The sequence below is a fragment of the Vibrio chagasii genome (genome assembly GCA_041879415.1).
GTDB lineage: Bacteria > Pseudomonadota > Gammaproteobacteria > Enterobacterales > Vibrionaceae > Vibrio.
This window is the reverse complement of the sequence record CP090851.1, coordinates 2,219,704-2,241,370: the sequence shown is the minus strand read 5'-3', so window position 1 is coordinate 2,241,370 and position 21,667 is coordinate 2,219,704. Positions and strand designations below refer to the sequence as shown.

Below are 21,667 nucleotides of genomic sequence, written 5' to 3'. Positions count from 1 at the left end.
AATAAAGTGGCCGCCAGTAAATCATTATTAGTGTAGGGCGTTCGCTGTACGGCCACAGGTCAGAGGGACCATTATTCTGTGGTTCTAAGTAGGCAATGAGTATAAAACTCGAATCGCGCTCCTGAACTCGTGGGCGCATAGTAGCGAGGCGATCCGAATTGATCCGTGAGAGAGATCGCACTAACTATTAACAAATCAGCGTAGGACGTAAATTGAATGACGTTTTCCACGCTAGGTCACATTTGTAACAACATATTTATCAGAAGGCAGTAAGGCATGACGACCACAAGCAGTGTTCAGGTAATTGCTCCACAGACACTCAACACCATGACGTTTCCACTTCATGGTGCGCGTTTAATTGAAGCATCGGCGGGTACAGGTAAAACATTTACCATCGCTGGCTTGTACTTACGCCTACTGCTCGGACACGGCACGGCAGCACCACAAGGTGAGCTTACAGAAGCTACCCGACATCACGAGCCGCTCACTGTAGATCAAATCCTGGTCGTGACTTTTACCGAAGCAGCAACCGCAGAGCTACGTGACCGTATCCGTGCTCGAATCCATGATGCGCGCATTGCGTTTTCTCGCGGGCAAAGTGACGATCCAGTGATTGCTCCTTTGCTGCAAGAAATCGAAGATCACGCTAGCGCTGCGAAAACACTGCTCAATGCCGAAAGGCAAATGGATGAAGCTGCGGTTTACACCATTCATGGCTTCTGTCAGCGAATGTTGACTCAAAATGCCTTCGAGTCTGGCAGCCGATTTGATAATGAATTTGTGACTGATGAAAGCCATCTCAAAGCGCAAGTGGTTGCCGACTATTGGCGTAAGCAGTTTTACCCGTTGCCTATTCAGCTAGCTGGTGAGGTTCGTAATATCTGGGGTTCACCGGCTGCATTATTAGCAGACGTAAATCGTTATCTGACAGGATCTCCTCTGAAATTGACAGTTGATGCGATGTCGGGTGATTTGCAAATTCTGCATAACCAGAACCTAGACAAAGTGAAGCAGCTTAAAGCGCTGTGGTGTGAGTCTGAAGCGGACTTATTGGCTTTGATCTCTGGTTCGGATGTGAACAAGCGTAGTTACACCAAGAAGTCTCTGCCGACATGGCTAGAGGCGGTGACAGCATGGGCGCAAAGTGACACCCATGATTATCAATATCCAGACAAGTTAGAAAAGTTCTCTCAAGCCACATTAATTGAAAAAACACCGAAAGGCACCGCGCCTCAGCACGCTGTTTTCGAAGCGATTGAGGATTTCTTAAATAACCCTGCCGACTTGAAAGCCCCGTTATTGGCGCATGCGATTACTCACTGTCGAACTATGTTAGCCAAGGCAAAACAGCAGAAGCAGTGGTTGTCGTTTGATGACTTGTTGACTCAGTTATCCGCGTCGATTGATGTCGATGAACAATCTTTGCTGGTGGAAAGAATTCGCACACTCTACCCGGTTGCGATGATCGATGAATTCCAAGATACCGATCCACTGCAATACAGTATTTTTAGCCGAATCTATCTCGATAATCCGCAGTGCGGTTTGTTTATGATCGGTGACCCGAAGCAGGCTATTTATGGCTTCCGTGGCGCAGATATCTTTACTTATATTAAGGCGAGAAACCAAGTTAGTGCACACTACACCTTAGGCACTAACTGGCGTTCAAGTGCTGATATGGTCAGCGCAGTAAACCAAGTGTTTATGAATTCGGACAGCCCGTTTATCTATGACCAAGACATTCCATTTTTGCCTGTTGCTGCCAGTCCATCGGCTGATAAGCGCCAATGGGTGATGAACGGAGAAACTCAGCACGCACTCACCTTTTGGTTACAAGAGGCTGAAGACAAGCCGTTGCCAAAAGGCGAATATCACAAGGCAATGGCTGAGGCGACGGCGAGTCAAATTCAAACCATTCTGACCGCTTCTCAAAACCAGCAAGCCTATTTTGATAACGGCAAAAAACAACATGCCGTGAATGCGGGTGATATTGCTGTCTTGGTTCGAACCGGCAGTGAAGGTCGTCTGATCAAAAATGCGCTGTCTGAACAAGGCATTGCGAGTGTGTATTTGTCGAACCGAGACAGTGTGTTTACCAGCTTGGTTGCGCAAGATATTCAACGCTTGTTGCAAGCGGTGCTGACGCCCGAAAACGACCGTGCATTGCGCGCGAGTCTAGCCTCCGAGTTGTTTGCTCTGGATGCGGCTTCATTGGATGAGCTCAATAACGATGAGGTTGTGTGGGAAAACGTCGTTAACGAGTTTCGTGAGTATCGTAAGTTGTGGCTACAACGTGGTGTGCTACCAATGCTGCGCAGTGTGATCAGCAAACGACATCTCGCGGAACGCTTACTGGAAGAAGAAAATGGTGAGCGCTCACTTACTGATTTGATGCACATAGGCGAATTACTACAGCAGGCAAGACAAGAGCTCGACAGCGACTACGGCTTGTTGCGTTGGTTGGCAGAAGCGATTTCCGATGCTCAAAATGGTTTAGGCGGTAGTGAAGATGACATTCAGCGTCTTGAATCGGAGAGAAACTTGGTTCAAATCGTTACCATTCATAAGTCGAAAGGTTTGGAATATGACTTAGTATTCCTGCCATTTGTGGCGAGTTACCGAGAAGCGAGCGAAGGCAAATTCTACGACCATGATTCAGATACTACAGTGCTGGATATTACAGGTAGTGACAGTGCCTTAGCCCAAGCGGATAAAGAGCGACTCGCGGAAGACTTGCGTTTGATTTATGTAGCGCTGACTCGTGCCGTTTATGGCTGTTTCATGGGTATGGCGCCACTGCGTAAAGGGCGTTCAACTAAAGAGCCGACCGGTGTTCATTTAAGTGCGATGGGTTATTTGGTTCAAAACGGACAAGAGCAGGGTATTGCCGAATTGCATCAGGCTCTTGCAACCATTGAGGGCAAGAACTCCAGTGTGTTGTTAGCCGAAACACCAACCGCGCATGAGCAAGTGTTTGTGCAAACAGAGCAAGTGAGTGAAGACTTACATGCTAACGAGCTAAAGGCTTCAATCGACAGGGCTTGGCGTATCACTAGTTACTCGGGGCTTGTAAAGCAAGGCAGTCACGGTGCGAGTCATGACGCGACCATTGAGGTGTCTGGCTTTGATATTGACTCGGCTGATGAGCAAGATGAATCTGAGTTGATTGAACCTGAACGCTCTATCTTTACGTTCCCTCGTGGTGCTCGCCCAGGCACTTTCTTGCACACATTGTTTGAGGAGGTTGAGTTTACCGAGCCAGCAACTAGCGAACACAACACGCAAGTAATCACTCACTTATTAGAGTCAGAGCAATACGAATTAGAGTGGCTACCTGTGCTTCAGCAACTGGTCGATACGGTGCTGAACACCGCGTTGGATGGTAAAAGCCTAAAGCTAAGCGAGAAAGATTCGACACAACGTTTAGTTGAGATGGAGTTCTTACTGCCAATCGAAGTGTTGGCTGCATCTGAATTGAATCAAACCATTCAATATCATGATCCGTTATCGGCGAAAGCGGGCGACCTAGGTTTCCAAACCGTGCAAGGCATGCTGAAAGGTTTCATCGATTTGGTGTTCGAGCATCAAGGTAAATACTATGTACTCGACTGGAAATCGAATCACTTAGGAGATGATGTTGCCGTCTACCATGGTGAAGCATTGAAATCGGCGATGGCCGACCACCGCTATGATTTGCAATACCAAATCTATGCATTGGCGTTGCACCGTTTCTTACGTAGTCGTGTTGCCAATTACATCTACGAGCAACATTTTGGCGGCGTGTACTACTTGTTCCTACGTGGAATGGATGGCCAATCTCAACAAGGTATTTTCTCAGCGAAACCAACACTGGCTTTACTTGATGAAATGGATCAATTGATTGACGGTAAAGTGATAGACAGACGTTCAGCACAATTGAATGACGATGAAACTGGACAGATGGGGCTTTTATAATGACAACAACGACCACTAATACCAGCATAGATACTGCGAACACAGCAAAGCCATTTTCACTTATTCCTGAGCAACTCATAGATGTACTCAAGTTTCTTGCGGATAAGGGTTCTATTCGTCAGTTGGATTATCAATTTGCTCGTTTTATTGCTCAGCAAGCTACGAGTTACTCTCAAGAGATCGGCTTTCTTGCAGGGGTAGTGAGCCATGAATTAGGCAAAGGACACATTTGTACTCAGCTGATACATCAGCATACGACAGGCCACGAACAAACGGCAGATCTAGCCCAGTTACTTGGGTTGTACGGTGAAACGGCTCTGCAATTGAATCAAAAGCTGTTAGGTATTGATTGGGTGACTGTTCTGCAATCATCTAACCTCGTTGGCGCAACCAATGACTGTGTTAAGCCTCTGATGTTTGATGGACTGCGTGTCTACTTACAGCGTTACTGGAACTATGAGGTTGTGTTGGCTGACACGTTAAACCGTTTAAGTAAGCCGGTAGAATTCAATATTGAACAGAAAAAGGCGCTGACGGAAACACTTAATCAGCTCTTTGCACGTAGTTATCATTTTCTGTTTAACGCCTTAGCCAAGGCTGAAGCAAATCAGCAGACGTCTCAGGTACAGCGCCAACAGCTAGTGTGTGATCATCTTGATATTGTCGATGAGCAATCTCTGAATTGGGGGGCAATAGACCAAGCGATCGTTCAAGCTAAGCAGGTAACGGACTTAGATGTTCTAGACGGTTTGGTACCGCTATCGGCATGTTTGAACTGGCAAAAAGTGGCGGCAGCGGTGGCGCTGAGCCGTCGCTTTGCGGTGATCTCTGGTGGGCCGGGTACCGGTAAGACGACAACGGTAACCAAATTACTGTCGGCGATGGTCGAGCAATCATTAAGCCAAGGTAAAACACCAACGATTAAGCTAGTGGCACCAACGGGTAAAGCGGCGGCACGTTTAACTGAGTCGATTGGTAAAGCGATTGAGCAACAGCCTTTAGCGCCTGCAGTAAAAGCCAACATACCAACCGAATCAAGCACTTTACATAGATTGCTCGGTGCGATTCCCAACCGTGCAGAGTTTAGACACAACCGACGTAATCCACTTCACCTGGATATCTTGGTGGTGGATGAAGCGTCGATGGTTGATCTGTCGATGATGTATAAGCTAGTGGATGCACTTCCTGCACACGCAAGGCTTATCTTATTGGGAGATAAAGACCAACTGGCTTCCGTTGAAGCCGGCGCAGTGTTAGGTGATATCTGCTCATTCAATTCAGCAGGTTATAGCAGTGCACAAGGCAACTTGATTGCGGAGATGACCGGTTTTGATGCGATAGCCCATACACAGCAGGCAAAAGCGGGAGTCGTTAATCCTCCGGCCATTGCAGACAGCCTATGTATGCTGCAAAAGAGTTACCGTTTCGATGCCCGTTCTGGTATTGGTCAGCTGGCAAAAGCAATCAATAACGGCTCTGCGAATCAAGTAGACCAAGTGTTTGCCAAAGGTTTTGGCGATATCGAAAATCATCCTCTATCGAGCGACAGCTATAACTTGATGCTGCGTACCTTGGTTAATGAGTATGGTGCGTATCTCAATCGAATGAATGTGCCATTGGACGAGCTAGAAACCCAAGAAGCGAGAGCCAAATCGGTACTCGATTTGTTCAGCCAATGTCGACTGTTGTGCTCTATTCGTGAAGGCGATTTTGGTGTTAATGGCCTCAACCACAGAATAGAAAGAGCACTTGCCGCAAGGCGTTTAGTGAATCCACATAATGATGAATTGTGGTATCACGGGCGACCAGTGATGGTAACGCGTAACGATCATGGCTTGGGGTTATACAATGGTGATATTGGTATCTGCATGCTTGAATCGGATTCAAGCCAACCTGACTCAACCCCTCGTTTGAAGGTATATTTTGAATCACCTGATGGCAGTGTGAAAGCTGTACTACCAAGTCGAGTGCCTGAGCATGAAACGGCTTATGCGATGACAATTCATAAATCTCAAGGTAGTGAATTTGATTTGACCTTAATGATTCTGCCACCAGATTTCAGCCCAATCTTGACTCGAGAGCTTATCTACACGGGGATTACGCGTGCGAAGAAACGACTGATGATGTTCAGTGATACGAATGTATTGAAGCGTGGGATTAAGGTGAAAACAGAGCGAGTGAGTGGTTTAGGAAGTCGCTTAACCAACTAGCGATAATTGAGGCATATGTACAAAGCAACCATCCCTGGTTGCTTTGAGCGTACTAGGAATCATTGCCTAAAAACGCTCGAGTAAACGATATGTGGTTTATCTTGTATTTTGCTTGGCAATTCAAAATAAACTCTTTTAGATTTTCGCTCACAGGGAACACGCAGTGAACGTCTAGCCCTTCTAAGAATTGGTTATCAGCCATATCCCAAAAACTTTGCAGCGAGTTACAAACAATGGTTCTCATATCATGTTGCTCTTTTTGCTGTTTATACTAACGACCAGAGCATCAAGCGCCTGCTGATCGTTAACGGGTATAGCAATCCGTGCAGTAACCACTTCGATTCGCTCAAATGATTTGTGTCATAGGGCGTTTGAGGTGGTCATTCCAATAAAAACATTTGTTATTTTGTTAAAGCGACCAAATTCTAAACAATTTTGTTTGTGAGTTAAAGTGCATACCTAATAAATCTCATATAGAAAACGATTACATTTGCAATTATTTTTCCTTTGAAGTGAGATTTTAGTCCAAAATTTTATTTACACATTTAATGCTAAGATTTTTGAGTTACGTTGATAGTTGTATAGGCCCTGTTTTTCCATCGGTAGCTCATCAACTCCGATCTCGTAAAACCCTTGTTCACGGAACCAATGCAGGCTGTGTGTGGTTAAAACGAAAATTTGGTCGATATCACGAGACTTCGATTGATGACGCATATAATCCAGTAATATTTGCCCGCGGTTGCCATCACGATAATCAGGATGGATAGCCACACAAGCCATCTCTGCCATATGATCTTCCGGGTATGCGTAGAGGGCAGCGCAACCGATAATCAGCCGATCTTTTTCAATAATGGTAAATCGGTGGATCTCTTGCTCTAGCTGTTCTCTAGAGCGGCGTACTAAGATGCCTTGCTCTTCAAGTGGGCGAATAAGGTCAAAGATGCCGCCAATGTCGTCAATCTGAGCTTGTCTTACTTGCTCGGCACTCGCCATCACCACTTGGGTTCCAATACCATCGAAAGAGAACAGCTCTTGGATCAGGGCGCCATCCACTTTGTAGCTGATTAAGTGGCAACGAGGTACGCCTGCACGACAAGCGGAAATTGCTCCTTTTAGGAAGCGCATGGTCCCGGTGCTCATGTCTTCAACTGGATTCTGAACTTCAGTTAAGCGTTCAAGAATCTGTTTAGCATCTTTAGGAAACAGCTCGGCGAGTACATTGCCGTTTTGATCTGTTACCCCTTGCTCAGAGCAAAAGCCAATAAGTTTGTCGGCTTTTAAACGAATTGCTACCTGGGTTGCGACCTCTTCAGAGAGTAGGTTAAAGCTTTCGCCAGTAACGGAGCTCGCAATAGGGCCAAGTAACACGATAGAACCTTGGTCGAGGGTGCGATTAATCCCTTCGATATCGATTCGACGAATACGTCCGCTATGGCAATAGTCGGTGCCATCATCCACACCCAGTGGCTGTGCTGTAATGAAGTTGCCGCTCATCACGTTAAGTTGAGTGCCTGCCATTGGCGTGTTGTTTAAGCTCATTGAAAGGCGAGCGGTGATGGCAAGTTGAAGCTGTCCAGCAGCCTGCATAGCCACACCTAGAGCGTATTCATCGGTGACTCTAATGTTCTTATGATAGGGTGTGTGGCAATCTTGCTTTGCTAGCAATTGGTTGATCTGTGGTCTTGCACCGTGAACGAGAACAATCTTTACCCCAAGGCTGTGGAGCAGAGCGATGTCACTAATTATGTTACCAAAGTTCTTATCGGCAACGGCTTCGCCTCCCAACATTATGACCATGGTTTTGCCACGGTGTGCATTAACATAGGGGGTTGATTGTCTAAATCCTTTTACTAGCGCTGTACTTCTTAGTTTCACAGAACAAGTCCGATTTGTTTATTTATTCGATAATTTAGCATTTTAATTCAAATTTAAACAACATCTTTTTGGAATAAAGCGCAAACAATTCTCATCTAGACTTCATTATATAAAGTGTCTCAGTGTAGAATGCGCACAGCATCTTCATGAGTAGTAACCGAATGCCACAAGCTTCAGCACAAAAGAATAAAATCGATGAGATTACTAAAGGCCTCTACAGTGAGGCTGAGCAGCGCAATCAATCTCCATTGAAGCGCAAGATCATAGAGCGTTGCCTGATGGTGCTGGCTCTCGTCGGTTCGTTTGCTGTCGTATCGCTTTATGGTGATGTCATCACTCGTTTGCAGCAGGCTGCAACGCCAAATCATTTGCTGTATGGCACTTGGATTGAGCAAGATGTAGCTCATTATGCAACGGATGAGTTTGTGTTGAATGCCAATGGAGTGTCTGTCGCTGGTTCGATTATCGCGACCAGTTTTGAATTTGACGGCAACTACTTCGAGTATAAAGCGGGAGATAAGACGTACCGCTTCCGAATGAGCAATTCTGACAACACAGAAATGACGCTGGATTCAGAGAGTCATTACAATCCCGTCTTTCGTTTAAAAGGCCACACTGATAACTCCGTCCGATAGGTTATCTTCTTGTAAACTCTTACAAACGAAGATTGTGTTATCTGATCGTTTTTGTCATCCTCGATGCATAGAATTTTTAGGATGACTCTTGTGATTAAAAAATGGCTTCCCCTTGTCGCTGCCACTGTTTTATTTGGCTGTGCTCAACCCACCGATCTCGCTCAACAACACCTTGATGATGAATTTCCTCGCACCTTAAATAAGGTCGATGTAGTGGAGTCTAATAAACCAAGAGATTACACGGCATTTGCTGAACAAGCTGAGATGGTTGTGTCTCGATCACCATCGATGGCGAAAATCTACGAGCCGCTATACAAGCAACTTAATGAGTGGGCGATGCTAAGTGGTGACCCAAGTGAACTCGCAAACTTTGGTGTTCAAACGGCTCAACTTGGTGGCGGAGATAAGCAAGGTAATGTGCTTTTCACAGGCTATTTCTCTCCAGTAATGGAACTGCGCCATGAAGCGAATGAAGAGTACCGTTACCCGGTGTATGGACTGCCAGATTGCGATAAAGAGTGTCCAACCCGTGAAGAGATCTACAATGGTGCCTTAGAGGGTCAAGGACTTGAACTTGGCTACGCTGCTAACCGTATCGACCCGTTTATGATGGAAGTACAAGGCAGCGGTTTCGTGCACTTTGGTGATGACGATACCTTGCAGTATTTTGCGTACGCAGGAAAAAACAACAAAGCGTACGTGAGCATTGGTCGTGTGTTGATCGAACGAGACTTAGTTCCCCGGGAAAAGATGTCGTTGAAAGCGATCAAAGAGTGGGTGTTGGCGAATGACCCTGAAGTCGTTAAAGAGCTGTTAGAACAAAACCCATCTTTCGTTTTCTTTGAAGCAAGGGATGACCTATCGGTAATGGGCAGCGCAGGTATCCCTCTATTACCAATGGCTGCAGTCGCCGGTGATCGCTCTATCTTGCCAATGGGAACGCCGATTCTTGCAGAAGTACCGCTACTAAATGCCGATGGCACTTGGAGCGGAGCACACCAACTAAGACTGTTACTGGTTTTAGATACGGGCGGCGCGGTTAAGCAGAACCACTTGGATCTTTACCATGGTATGGGGCCACGTGCAGGTACTGAAGCCGGTCACTACAAGCATTTTGGCCGAGTGTGGAAATTGGGCTTAGATGGTAGCGCGACTGAAGCGCCTTGGGCTTTACCGCCTGAAAAGGTCGAGTAAACGACAATAAAATAGGGCATTGAAAGCGAATCGCTAATCCCCTAGACTTTTTATTCAAGAGTGCGTATAAAACGCACTCTTTTCTTTTTCTCAGAAATAAATTGGCGGCAACAATGCGTGAATTGACCACTCCAGCTTCAGAAAACTATGACCAACGATTCGGTGGCACTCGTCGTCTGTATGGTAATAGTGAAGTCGACATACTTAGAGCGGCACATGTGTGTGTGATCGGTATTGGTGGCGTTGGTTCATGGGCGGTTGAAGCGCTTGCGCGTACTGGCGTGGGTGAGCTGACATTGATCGATATGGATGATGTGTGTGTTACGAACATCAACCGTCAGATTCATGCAATGTCGGGCACGGTAGGTAAGAGCAAAATAGAAGTGATGGCCGAGCGCGTTAAGCTGATTAATCCTGAGTGTAAAGTTAACCTGATTGACGATTTCATCGGTCCTGACAACCAGGCTGAATACCTGTCGAAAGAGTTCGATTTTGTGCTGGATGCGATCGATAGCATGAAGGCTAAGGCTTCGCTATTGGCGTATTGCCGCAGTAACAAAATTAAGGTAATCACCACTGGTGGTGCAGGTGGTCAAATCGACCCAACGCAAATTAAAGTGGCGGATCTGACTAAAACGATTCAAGATCCACTGGCGAAGAAACTGAAAGATACGCTGCGTCGTCATCATAACTTCCCTAAGAATCCTGCGCGTAAGTTTGGCATCGATTGTGTGTTCTCGACCGAGCAACTTAAATACCCTCAAGCGGATGGCAGTGTATGTGCTGTGAAAGCGACAGCGGAAGGTCCTAAACGTATGGATTGCGCGACCGGTTTTGGTGCTGCAACTGTAGTAACTGCGACTTTTGGGTTTGTTGCTGTTTCGCGTATTGTAGAAAAGATCATTCAAAAGCACAGTAAGTAATACGTTACTGTACGCCTAATAAGAATTTACTGGATATAAAAATGATGTCATTCCCGAGCTCTCCATTTGGCAACGAAATTACTAGTGATGATATTGTCGCAAAAATGCAGGCTTTCAACGGTTGGGAAGACCGTTACCGTCAAGTAATTCAATGGGGTAAGAAACTGCCAGTAATGCCTGATGAGCTGAAAAGTGAGCAGGTAGTGGTATCTGGTTGTGAGAGTCAGGTGTGGTTAGTTTCGCAGAATATCGACGGTGTTTGGTACTTTTGTGCCGATTCAGACGCACGTATTGTACGCGGACTTATTGCGTTAGTAATGGCGGCATATGACGGTAAAACATCAGAGCAAGTTCAAGCGTTTGATATCGATGGCTATTTCGACGAGATTGGCTTGATTACGCATTTGAGCCCTTCAAGAGGAAACGGACTTAAAGCGATTGTTGAGCAGATCAAGAATCTCTCCGCTTAAGCGTCTATTTGTTTTAGAACGCCTTTCTGTTTGAGAGCTTGTTCGTTTAACAACTTCTTAGTACAGATAAGCAAGCGACAGTATTAAAAAGAAACGGTGCCCAATGGCACCGTTTTTCGTTTTAACGGATAACTGAATACGTCGAGAGAAGAATTAGAAGTGGAATTCAGCGCTAATTGCGTAACCGTTCTCGATAAGTTTTGCTTCGTACATTGTGTATTCAAGAGCAACACGAGCAGGACCAATCTTCACACCAGCACCCACACCGTAGTAAACATCGTTGCTGTCACCTAGGTTACTTTCAAAGTGACCGATACCAGCACGGCCATAAATATCAAAGATTGTGATTGGCAAAGAAACTTTTGCACTTGTTAACCATGCGTTTGAGTATAGGTGCTCGAAGTCTTTGTTCGTATCAACAAAATCTGCGTAACCAGCTTCGATAGAAAGCAGGTCATTAAATGCGTAACCCAAGTATAAGTTGTAACCGCTATTTTGATCGGTCATGTCCACATTTTCACTCTCTACTTGATACTCTGAGTATAAGTAGCTTGCACCAATGTATGGGTCAGCTGAAGCTTGTTGAGCGGCAGTTAGCATTACTAGAGGAAGAACGATTGTTTTATGTTTCATTGTGTTGTCTCTATCTAAAAATTAATGTGTAAAGTGCTATTCCTTCAGCTTCAGGTCACCCTTGATAAATGGTGATTCTCGCTATTCAGTCACGATCTTTAACGTGGTATCGGTGATTAAACGAGAACGGGGTGCATTGTCGTTTTTTTCAGAAATGACGCATCAATGAAGTCTTAGAAATCAATAAAAGCAGATAAGTGACATATAAAGAAAATATAAAATTACTACTTATCAATGGGTTATTTGTTTCTAATTTAATGCTAAAAAAGGAACTATTTTTGAGGAGGGGAAGTCTGGTTCGAGGCCATTGAACCAGACATTAAGATCTTTGGTGGGGTTTTAGAGCATATCGACAGCTTTTTCTATCGCTGCGATCAGTTTGTCTACATCATCCATGTTGTTGTATATACCAAATGAAACTCGCACGGTTCCTTTTACCTTGAGTGCATCCATTAATGGGTGTGCACAGTGGTGACCCGCACGGACGGCAATACCTTGTTGGTCGAGTAACGTCGCAATATCTTGATGGTGAACGCCATCCATCACAAAAGTAATAACGCTCGAATTGGGCTTATAACCGAGTATTTGGATGTCGTCCAATTGACTGAGTGCTTGATAAGTTTTGTGTTGTAGCTGGTGGATATGATCTTCCACGTCTTGTTGTTCAAACTGATGTAACCACTCGATTGCTGAACTTAAAGCGATAGCACCTGCTACGTTTGGTGTGCCTGCTTCGAACTTACCAGGCAATTCTGAAAACGTGGTGCCAGAAAAAGAGACGCGTTCGACCATTTTGCCACCGCCATGCCATGGCGGCATCGCTTCAAGCAATTCCAGTTTGCCGTAAAGTACGCCAATCCCTGCTGGGGCATAGAGTTTGTGCCCTGAGAATACGTAGAAGTCTGCGCCCAAAGTGGCAACATCCACAGGTTCATGAACGATACCTTGTGCGCCATCGACGACAACAACGGCGTTCATCTCATGTGCTTTTTCGATAACTTGCTCAATCGGCTGGCGAGAACCCGTCACATTGGTTATCTGAGCCAGAGCGACAATCTTGGTTCGTTCAGTCAACACAGCATCAAAAGCGGCAAGATCAAACTCACAGTCAGGTGTCATCGGGATTTTGATGACCTTAGCACCGGTTTGTTCTGCCACGATTTGCCAAGGGACGATGTTGGCGTGGTGCTCCATTTCGCTTACCAGAATTTCATCGCCTGGTTGAAGGGTGCTTCTAGCGTAAGTTTGAGCGATAAGGTTGAGTGCTTCGGTGGCACCGCGAGTCCAGATAATCTCTTTCGATGAGGTAGCGCCAATAAACTGAGCGACCTTGTCTCTAGCGGCTTCAAATTGGCTGGTGGCGTGCGCGGTTAAGCTGTGACTACCACGATGAACATTGGCATTCTGCTTGGAGTAATACTGGCTAATGGCATCAATAACTACCTGAGGTTTTTGTGTGGTTGCCGCGCTATCTAAGTAAATCAGTGGTTGCTGATTGATGGTTTGTGATAGCGCAGGGAACTGCTCTCGGATGTGATTGATATCAAGCATCTATTCTTACCTAAATCTTGGGAAATTGGTGCCAGCGTTATGCTGAGCGGTATCATTATTTTATCGCGACTTATTGATTGGCGCAGGCTAATCTTGTTTTTTCCAGCTACTTTCTTGTTCTTTGACTTGTGTGAAGAGTGTTTGGTTAACGGGAACGTCGATTTGATGCCTATGTGCTGTCTTTAATAGAAAGCCAGTAATGAAATCGATCTCGGTTCTTCTTTGATAGAACATGTCTTGTTTCATAGAGGAGTTATTCTTTGCCGTCGCTTGAATAACTTTGTTGACGTTAGTTTCCAATTCGTCGAACGAGCAACTAATGCCCTCTGCCTGCATAACTTGCGTCAGCTCTTCAATGATTGCGGTTAGAGTATTACCAAAGCGTGGTTCGGACAGCTCCCCATTCTTGATTTGCTCAAGGCCAGTTAGCGGGTTGATTGCACAATTGATCGCGAGTTTGGTCCACAAAGCGGTATTTATTGCTGGGTTCCAGGTGACGTTAGGTAATGCGTGATTAAGGACATCGACTAAGAAGGCGCATTTTTCCCCAGCTTGATCAAAAGCCCCTAACTGAGTTTGACCAGCACCAGTGTGAATCACATGATTGCGATCGGGTTTGAATGCAGCTTGAGTGGTGGTCGCTAATATAACTGGATGAGTATTGATTTGATCGGCTATGGCATCGACAGCGCCCATGCCGTTGTGCATGAACATTAGGATCGTATCGGAGTCGATATGTTGAAGCAGTGGTGTGATAGCATCTTCGACTTGCCAAGCTTTTACAGTGAAGAGCACCAAATCGCTTTCTGAAAGCTTGTCTTTGTCGTTATTGCTGAAGGAAATCGAAGCTTGTTCGTCAAGAGATAGATCAACAGAAGGTTCAGAAGAACGACTCCACAAAGACACATTATGACCAGCTTGAAGCAGTTTTATTGCCCATAAAGCGCCAATCGCTCCGGGACCAACAATAGTGATGTTCACAGCAATACCGAGATAAGAAAGTGATGCTGCAAGGATAGCGAGGCATTAAATGAAAGCAATAAAAAATGGCACCCGAGGGTGCCATTTAGGAAACTTTCTTAGAAGTTCGATTAGAACTTGTAAGTTACTGCAACGTAGTGACCTACGCCAGAAGATTCAGCTTGTGAAGTTGCATCCCAAGGTAGGTTTGCACCATCTTTGAAGCCGTATACATCGCTGTATAGTTTCAGGCCGTAACCAACTGCAAAGCGATCTGAGTGCCAGTAGATACCGTTAAACATCGCGCCGCCGTTGCTTACTTGAGCGTACTCATCTTTCATACCGAATTGGTAATCAATGTAACCTTGGTAAGAGATGAATGAGCCGTTCTCGAAGAAGTAGAATGGCTTGAACCAGTTAGTCGAGATTTGGAAACCATTCCAATCTTTTTGGTTTGAATCGTATGTACCGTAAAGGTTTAGACCCATTTTACCGAACCATGGAACCATCACGTCAGAACCAAGACCAACTTTTTGAGTGTTAACACCGCCGTTGTTACCATCCCACTCGAAAAGAGTTGAAAGGTATAGCTCTTCAACAGGACCGAAAGATAGATCTTTACCTGTTAGACCGTCAAGAGACATACGAGGAGCAAACTTCATGAAGATTTTGCCATCTTTGTCTGCTTTATCGCTGCTAGAGTCTGATGTTAGGTTAAATACATCAACATAGCCGTATAGGTCGAAAATTCCAGAGCGACCGCCAAATTCCATCTCTAGGTAATCGTGAGTAGATTCGTAAGGACCTTTCTCATTGATTGCGCCCATAATGTTGAACTGCATCCACTTGTAATCGTTTTTGTGGATGTCGCCGTCAGAATAATCTGCTGCCATTACTGGAGCAGAAGTCGCTGCAAGTAGGCCAAGAGTTAAAAGTGATTTACGCATAATGGAACTCTCTATGTTTGAAATAAGTAACCCGCTAATCCGTGCGTGTTTATATGTCCGAATGGCGAGCATCATAGCGATTTTGTTCTCAAATAAAAGTGAGACAGAGTGAAAATTGCAATTATTAGGGTGAGGTCGATCACACTAATGATCTAAATGATGGAACTTTAAGGTGGGGATGCATCCTGATGCACCTCTAATTCTATTGATTTTGTGAAATCTGATTATTTTGTGTATTAATTGGTGAATTGACGCTCTAAGCAAACGATTATACTAAATTGAGTGATATGCATATCAAAATCAACAGTATTCCTTTCTATGTGATTTTCTCTCTAAAAGCGGACAAATCTGCCCTCATACAAACCCACTTCCTGATCTATTTTTAATCAACTTCGTAATGGTGGTGGAATCAATTGATGAGCAACCGGTGTGACGAGCGATAACCTATGAACTTTTTTGACTTGTTTCGATCACCGAGGATTTTAAGACGGTTCCCTACACGAAACACAGAGAGAGTGTGTTTTAAGATTTTTACTGAGCGTATCTTTTGTGTGACGAACCGGTCTAACTTTTTGGAGAGAAGACCGATGAAATATTCACCACTGTTAGCTGTCGCTGTGTCAGCGCTATTTATTGTTGGGTGTGATGATGACGATGAGCCTACAACGCAGCTTCAAGCCGTTCATGCATCTCCCGATGCCCCGTTAGCTAACGTACTGATAGACAATCAACCCCTCTGGAGTAGCGTAGACTACGCGCAGGCCTCTGGATACTCGGCGGTTAATCAGGGGCAGACATCTGTTCAAGTCGATGTCCAACTTCCCGGAGACGCAGTAGCAACTGTTATTCCGCAAAGCCAATTCGATTTGAGTGGGGATCTAGACTACACCATTATGGTGGTAGGGGATGCCGATGGTTCCAACAATCCTGTCGAAGCCCTAGTTGTGACTAGACCTGCTGAGGGCACAGCAACGAGTTCAACGTTAGATGTACAAGTTGTTCATGCTGCCACGGGGGTTGGCGATGTAAACCTATATGTAACAGGGCCGAGCGATCCATTGGGTGCTCCACTTGGCACCTTAGGTTATAAAGATTTTACCGATGTTCTTAATATTCCAGCAGGGCAGTATCGAGTGAGACTGGAAACGGTCAGTGGTAATGCTATCGCGTTCGATTCAGGGGCGATCACTCTAGCCGCAGGTAGCGAATTGACGATTGCCGCTGTGCCGAGAGCTGATTCTAATAGCGCCTCACCTGTGAAGTTAATGGTTATGGACGGTAGTGGCTCCTCGTTAATCTACGACATGGCAGAGACGGCGGAAGTAAGAGTAGGGCATTTAGTCGATGGCGCTCCAGATGTAGATGTTTTTGTCAACGGAGCAGCATTTGCACCGCTAGCTGATTTGATGTTCAAAGAGATCCGTGGGTTTCTCGACTTAGCAGTTGGAAGTTATGACATTGACATCTTTGCTGATGGCACGACGACTAACGCATTGATTGACGCGGATGGTGTCGCTGTATTCGCGGGGATGGATTACAGCATTTATGCAGTAGGGACAGTGAGTCCGCTAAACTTGGAGCCTTTAGTCGTTCCTGAAAACCGTCGTCCGGTGGCAACCAGCGCGGTGCTAAACATTACGCATGCTGCTGCTAATCCAATTGCGGCATCTGTAGACATCTACTTAACAGAAAATGTAGGCATCGCTGGAAGCACGCCAGCGCTGAGTGATGTGAAGTTTAAAGATTATGCGAATGGTATCTATGTTGCAGCAGGGTCTTACTTTGTGACCATTACTGTCGCGGGCCAACCGTCGGTTGTGGCAATTGACTCTGCTCCAGCAACCTTGGCTGATGGTGTAGTTTATCAAGTTGTGGCGATAGATGATTCAGCCGGTACTGGCTTCAACCTTATCGTGAGTGACACAACAGACTAGCGCTTACGGAACCAAAGTAACAAAGTAAAAGAGGGTAGCGTGATGCTACCCTCTTTTTATTCTGTTTTCTTTTTCTGTTATTCGTGGTTATTTTTCGCTTTTTCTAGTAAATCTGCGAAAAAGTGGCGCAGCGAATAGAGCATGATTAAACTTGGAATCACCATCAGTGCAGTCAGTATAAAGAAGGTTGACCAATCATTGAGGTAATCAACCAGTTCACCACTAAAGGAAGCTAAAGTGGTACGACCGAAGTTTCCAAGTGAAGCCAGTAAGGCATACTGTGTTGCTGAAAACGCCTGACCTGTTAATAGCGTTAGGAAAGATACAAACGCGACGGTAGAAAAGGCCGTTGTGAAGTTATCAACAATAATAGTAGCCAAGAACAGCGTCTCACTTGGGCCTGTCTGAGCGATCCAAGCAAACATTAGGTTACTTGCTGCCATTGCCACGCCGCCTATCATCAGCCCGCGTACAATACCGAACTTCACATTGAAGACACTGCCGACCAAAGTGAAGAATATCGTCGCACCCCAACCAATCAATTTGGAGTAGTGGCCAATTTGCTCGTTACTGAAACCTATCTCTTTATAGAAGGTGATCGACATTCGACCTAAGAAGGCTTCACCGATCTTAAATAGGAACACAAACAGCAGTAGGGTAATCGCAACCTGAACGCCATTTCTTTTGAAGAAATCATAAAAGGGCTCAATGACCGTTACGCTGAACCAAGCGACAAGCTTTGAACCAACTACTTTATTGTGTCGCTGTTGTGCTTGTTCTTGTAGGGCTTCACGTTGTGTATTTGGCTCTCCGACAAAAAGAGTAAACAGCATTAACACGACAACGACACCAGCCATACCGTAGTAAACACCATTCCAACCGATTGAGTCTGCGTTAATAAAGGCAAGATAGCCTGGTAGAGAATAGCCCGTCCACCAACCAACTACTGCCATTGCAGAGGCTTGTGGCAGTTTTGATGCTTCAGATTTTGGGAAGGTATCAATACGAAATGCATCTATCGCGATGTCTTGAGTGGCTGAGGCAATAGCAATAGCGAGTGCCAACATCGAGGTAAACGCCAAGTTCTCTGCGGGATTGACGCCTGCGATGAATAAGGTGCCAACTAAAACAATGGACTGGCAGAAAAAGATCCAACTGCGGCGCTGGCCGAGTATTGCGTGAAGTACCGGTAATTTGACTCGGTCTACCAGAGGTGCCCACAAAAAGTTAATAGCGTACACGGCAAATACACTACCAAAGTAGCCAATAGCAGCACGGGTTAAACCTGCGTCTTTAAGCCAGCCAGACATGTTGGATCCAATAAGAACCCATGGGAAGCCGCTTGAGCAGCCGAGCATGAACACCCACAGTAAGCGCTTGTCGAGATAGCTTCGGAAAGTTTGCATCCAAGAAAGAGAGGGGGTGCCTAATGACATAGGTCGTCCTTGTATAGAAAAACGCCCTTAAGAAATAAGGGCGTTGCTTTAGATTACTTAAGAAGGGTCACTTTCGTGATGACAATTGGATCAACAGGGATATCTGCCATACGACCCATTCGCTTAGTTGGAATGGTCGCCATCTTTTGAATTACGTCAAAGCCTTCGGTTACTTTACCAAATACTGCGTAACCCGGGTTGCCGCCTTTCGCGTTTAGGAAGTCGTTGTCTGCATAGTTAATGTAGAACTGACGAGTTGCAGAGTCTGGTGCGTTAGTACGAGCCATAGCGATGGTTGCTGTGTCATTTTTCAGACCATTGCTACCTTCATTTTTTATCGGAGCATACGTTGCTTGTTGCTGCATGTCTTGATTGAAGCCGCCACCTTGCGCCATAAAACCAGGAATAACACGGTGGAAGATAGTGCCTTCGTAACTACCGTCTGCTACGTATTTAAGAAAGTTCTCAGAACTAATTGGTGCTTGATCTTGGTTTAGCTCGATTGTGAAGTTACCTAGCGTCGTCTCCACATTCACTTTAGGGCCAGCCCACACGCTTACACTCACTAACATGAGTGCGATAGAAGATAGAATACGACCCATTAGAAACGTTCCTTCATGTAAGTTTGCAGTTCTTGGTCATTAGCGATCTCTTTAAGCACTAAGTCGATAACATCGTTAAGTACCATTGCGATATCGTCGTTTGATGCGCTTAATGCACCAGTGCGAGTTGCTGTACCATTGAATGTCTTAACCAGTTTACCTTCTGGTGTTTCAGCCGTAACTTCAAGCGTTACTTTACCGTCCATTTGGTTTTCCATAATGGTGTGTTCTACGGTAACTAAAGCTTCTTGAATCTCTAAAACAACAGAGTTTTCGCTGTTTACGCTGGCACGAAAGCCTTGAGACTCAAATTGCTGTGCGATAGCGTTTTCTAGAGAAATGCGCATGTTTTGCTTAGCGTGAATTGGCTGAATGTTAGCTCGGCCGCTATCAACAAGTGCAACATACTGAGCAGCGCGGACATCTTTACTGGTTAGTGTGTAGGTTTTGCCTTGCACTAGATTGCTTGAGCTTAGTGAAGCTTCTGGCATTACATTGATCTGTTCTTGCTGAGGGGCTGAACATGCTGTCAAAGCCATGATAGAAGCAGCCAAAATCAGTTTTTTCATTCCTTTATCCTTTCTAAATTCACACCAGAAGCTCGGTATTTTAAATTCTTATAAAGCAGTCTACTGCCTATTTGTTAAAATTAGCAGGTTCTCTTGTTGCTTGTAATATCTCAAATTTTTGGTTTAGTTCAAGCGTTTCAACGTTCGCTTCACCAAATAATCTTGCTAGTTTGACATCGTATCCGAGGTGTCGGTTGCCAATAACAATTAATTTGCCTCCATTGCTAAGAACATGCTTTGCATCACAGAACATTTGCCATGCAATGTGATCAGTAATCGCTTGCTGTTGATGGAATGGAGGGTTACACAAAACTAGGTATGTGCTGTTTTTCTTAAAACCGTCCAAACAGTTGTTAGCAATGAACTGGAAGTTTCCTTCTTCCCCAAGGTTATCTTTTACGTTTTGGCGCGCTGATTCTACGGCCATAAAGCTTTCATCGACACACGTAATACGAGCCTGCGGATTCAGTTGACCAGCTTTAACACTCAGTACACCGTTACCACAACCAAGATCGATGATATGACGTAACTCCGGATCTTGAGGGATATGCTCTAGCATATAGCGAGCGCCCTGATCGAGTGCTTCCCCTGAGTAAACATTTGGTAAATTTTTCAGACGGATATCTTCACCATCAACGTCCCACTCAACGAATGGTTCAACTTTGTGAATAGGTTGACAGTTTGGAGATGAGAACACCAAACGGTGCTTTTTCTTCGCCAGTGATGTTTTGGTTTCACCCAAGTACTTTTCAAACAGATTCAGCGTTGATGTGTGAATCTCTTTTACCTTGTTGACACCGATCACTTGGCAGCCTTCAGGTAAAGCTTGGCGCAATTGGCTTAGTTGCCACACCAAATGGCGGTTTGTTTTTGGTAGCTGCATCAGTACCAGATCAATACCGTGAGGGATATCATCCATGGTGTTTAAAAAGTTGACGCGATTGCACTGATTACGCTGTAAGTTTTTCAGGCCGCCGCGATGAGAGATAAACGAGTCGCTCATCATGGTCACATCGTGATCTTTTGAGAACCAAGCGGATAGGGCACCAAAGCTGTCGTTTAAGATCAGAATGTGTTTGCCAGGTTCAAGGTTCATCTCTTCAACATGGTTAATAATGTATTCGTCGCCCGCATCCCAAGCTTGAAGCGTTTCATTTGAACGTTTAGGGAAACGATGTAAGGTCAAGGTTCTATCGTGAAGGGTAAGTTCAGTTTTCATTACTTGGGATACTTATGTGAGAAATAACAAAGATATTGTCTCAAATGCGGGCTGAACAAGATAGGGAAAACTCGATTAAACCTATGCTGTTCGTTATTAAATACTCAGACAGTAGCCTTGTTAGGGTTTATACTCACCCCACAGATAATGCCAACCCGTTATTAAGGAATCACAATGATCCAAGAAGTTATCGAAACAAAATTGCACAATGAGTTTTCACCAAGTCACTTGAACGTGATTAATGAGAGCTATATGCACAATGTTCCGGCTGGTTCTGAGAGTCATTTTAAGGTGATTGTTGTGAGCGAAGCGTTTGAAGGCTTGCGTTTGATTGCTCGTCACCGAGCGGTAAATAAAGCACTTTCAGAAGAGCTAGCGAACAATATTCACGCTTTATCTATTCACACTTATACAAAAGATGAATGGTTGAAGCAGCTAGATAACGTGCCAGACAGCCCAATGTGTATGGGTGGGGGCAAGTAATAGATTTAATACATATAAAAAGAGGTGGCTATGCCGCCTTTTTTATCGCCCAAATTATCTGTTTTTTGCCGTTAT

The 21,667-nt window shown here is 45.1% G+C and carries 18 protein-coding genes; 8 read left to right on the top strand and 10 right to left on the bottom strand.

Features of this window, described 5'->3' with window-relative positions:
• Window positions 1-276: 276 nt before the first annotated feature.
• Both recB and recD read left to right on the top strand, forming a co-directional pair.
• Window positions 277-3,951, top strand: coding sequence for an exodeoxyribonuclease V subunit beta (gene recB / locus L0991_10160; GenBank protein XGB61782.1), 3,675 nt, complete (start codon window positions 277-279; stop codon window positions 3,949-3,951).
• Window positions 3,951-6,161, top strand: a complete 2,211-nt coding sequence (gene recD, locus L0991_10155; GenBank protein ID XGB61781.1) for an exodeoxyribonuclease V subunit alpha — start codon at window positions 3,951-3,953, stop codon at window positions 6,159-6,161. Before recB ends, recD begins: the two co-directional genes overlap by 1 nt.
• 52 nt (window positions 6,162-6,213) lie before the next feature.
• Here recD and L0991_10150 read toward each other — a convergent pair whose 3' ends face one another.
• Window positions 6,214-6,405, bottom strand: a complete 192-nt coding sequence (locus tag L0991_10150) for a hypothetical protein (GenBank protein ID XGB61780.1) — start codon at window positions 6,403-6,405, stop codon at window positions 6,214-6,216.
• 293 nt (window positions 6,406-6,698) lie between these two features.
• Window positions 6,699-8,036, bottom strand: coding sequence for an amino-acid N-acetyltransferase (gene argA / locus L0991_10145; protein XGB61779.1), 1,338 nt, complete (start codon window positions 8,034-8,036; stop codon window positions 6,699-6,701).
• A gap of 161 nt (window positions 8,037-8,197) precedes the next feature.
• On the opposite strand from argA, the gene L0991_10140 reads away from it, so the two are divergent.
• From L0991_10140 to csdE, 4 genes are all read left to right on the top strand, one after another.
• On the top strand, window positions 8,198-8,671 hold the full coding sequence (locus L0991_10140; GenBank protein ID XGB63882.1) for a DUF2850 domain-containing protein: 474 nt from the start codon (window positions 8,198-8,200) through the stop codon (window positions 8,669-8,671).
• A gap of 81 nt (window positions 8,672-8,752) precedes the next feature.
• Window positions 8,753-9,865, top strand: coding sequence for a murein transglycosylase A (mltA, locus tag L0991_10135; GenBank protein ID XGB61778.1), 1,113 nt, complete (start codon window positions 8,753-8,755; stop codon window positions 9,863-9,865).
• Between the two features lie 113 nt (window positions 9,866-9,978).
• A complete protein-coding gene (tcdA, locus tag L0991_10130; GenBank protein XGB61777.1) occupies window positions 9,979-10,788 on the top strand; it encodes a tRNA cyclic N6-threonylcarbamoyladenosine(37) synthase TcdA in 810 nt (269 codons plus the stop codon).
• 41 nt (window positions 10,789-10,829) lie between these two features.
• Entirely contained in the window at window positions 10,830-11,258 is a 429-nt protein-coding gene (gene csdE, locus L0991_10125) for a cysteine desulfurase sulfur acceptor subunit CsdE (GenBank protein XGB61776.1), read from the top strand.
• A gap of 153 nt (window positions 11,259-11,411) precedes the next feature.
• On the opposite strand, the gene L0991_10120 is transcribed toward csdE, so the two are convergent.
• The 4 genes from L0991_10120 to L0991_10105 all read right to left on the bottom strand — a co-directional run bounded on the left by L0991_10120 (window position 11,412) and on the right by L0991_10105 (window position 15,349).
• A complete protein-coding gene (locus L0991_10120; protein XGB61775.1) occupies window positions 11,412-11,891 on the bottom strand; it encodes a porin family protein in 480 nt (159 codons plus the stop codon).
• A gap of 339 nt (window positions 11,892-12,230) precedes the next feature.
• Window positions 12,231-13,442 carry a cysteine desulfurase CsdA gene (gene csdA, locus L0991_10115; protein ID XGB61774.1) on the bottom strand — a complete coding sequence of 404 codons (1,212 nt, stop codon included), beginning with the start codon at window positions 13,440-13,442 and terminating at the stop codon, window positions 12,231-12,233.
• Window positions 13,443-13,529: 87 nt separating this feature from the next.
• Window positions 13,530-14,423: a 2-dehydropantoate 2-reductase gene (panE, locus tag L0991_10110; GenBank protein ID XGB61773.1), complete on the bottom strand. Its 894-nt coding sequence runs from the start codon at window positions 14,421-14,423 to the stop codon at window positions 13,530-13,532.
• Between the two features lie 110 nt (window positions 14,424-14,533).
• Window positions 14,534-15,349: an outer membrane protein OmpK gene (locus L0991_10105; GenBank protein XGB61772.1), complete on the bottom strand. Its 816-nt coding sequence runs from the start codon at window positions 15,347-15,349 to the stop codon at window positions 14,534-14,536.
• 587 nt (window positions 15,350-15,936) lie between these two features.
• Here L0991_10105 and L0991_10100 point away from each other — a divergent pair.
• Window positions 15,937-17,283 carry a DUF4397 domain-containing protein gene (locus L0991_10100; GenBank protein ID XGB61771.1) on the top strand — a complete coding sequence of 449 codons (1,347 nt, stop codon included), beginning with the start codon at window positions 15,937-15,939 and terminating at the stop codon, window positions 17,281-17,283.
• Window positions 17,284-17,360: 77 nt separating this feature from the next.
• On the opposite strand, the gene L0991_10095 is transcribed toward L0991_10100, so the two are convergent.
• The 4 genes from L0991_10095 to L0991_10080 form a co-directional block, all read right to left on the bottom strand.
• Entirely contained in the window at window positions 17,361-18,719 is a 1,359-nt protein-coding gene (locus tag L0991_10095; GenBank protein XGB61770.1) for an MFS transporter, read from the bottom strand.
• Window positions 18,720-18,772: 53 nt separating this feature from the next.
• Window positions 18,773-19,321 carry a peptidylprolyl isomerase gene (locus L0991_10090; GenBank protein ID XGB61769.1) on the bottom strand — a complete coding sequence of 183 codons (549 nt, stop codon included), beginning with the start codon at window positions 19,319-19,321 and terminating at the stop codon, window positions 18,773-18,775.
• Window positions 19,321-19,890 carry a YajG family lipoprotein gene (locus L0991_10085; protein XGB61768.1) on the bottom strand — a complete coding sequence of 190 codons (570 nt, stop codon included), beginning with the start codon at window positions 19,888-19,890 and terminating at the stop codon, window positions 19,321-19,323. The genes L0991_10090 and L0991_10085 overlap by 1 nt, the downstream gene beginning before the upstream one ends.
• Window positions 19,891-19,957: 67 nt before the next feature.
• Window positions 19,958-21,109, bottom strand: coding sequence for a methyltransferase (locus tag L0991_10080; protein XGB61767.1), 1,152 nt, complete (start codon window positions 21,107-21,109; stop codon window positions 19,958-19,960).
• A gap of 174 nt (window positions 21,110-21,283) precedes the next feature.
• Here L0991_10080 and bolA point away from each other — a divergent pair, with 174 nt between their 5' ends.
• Window positions 21,284-21,592: a transcriptional regulator BolA gene (bolA, locus tag L0991_10075; protein XGB61766.1), complete on the top strand. Its 309-nt coding sequence runs from the start codon at window positions 21,284-21,286 to the stop codon at window positions 21,590-21,592.
• Window positions 21,593-21,667 lie beyond the last annotated feature (75 nt).